Source organism: Pseudoalteromonas sp. GW168-MNA-CIBAN-0100 (genome assembly GCF_040309225.1).
Lineage (GTDB): Bacteria > Pseudomonadota > Gammaproteobacteria > Enterobacterales > Alteromonadaceae > Pseudoalteromonas > Pseudoalteromonas arctica.
The window spans coordinates 1-255 of sequence record NZ_JBEOOL010000800.1; the positions used below are offsets into that span (position 1 = coordinate 1).

The 255-nt window shown below is 38.4% G+C and carries 1 pseudogene; it reads left to right on the top strand.

Going from position 1 to position 255, the window contains the following annotated elements:
- Nucleotides 1-255 (top strand): annotated as a pseudogene (locus AAEY62_RS23485) (tetratricopeptide repeat protein); the annotation flags it as partial.

Genomic DNA, 255 nt, shown 5'->3' on the forward strand with positions numbered 1-255 from the left:
GGTTTGATGAACACGATGAATCTTATATAGAAGATGCCTACGATGATTTTTTGCCACCGGCTATATATCGTTGTATTAAAGCAGAAGCTAAATGGGACCCTCAAATAGACTTAACACCAAGTCTTGAAATACTCACTGCGTTTGAGCAACAAATAGAGGCTATTTGTTCGCAAACACGCGATCCGCATGATCGTTTAGAACAATTACTTGATTGTTTTTACAGTCAGTGGTTATTTAGTGCGTCAAGCTTGAAAG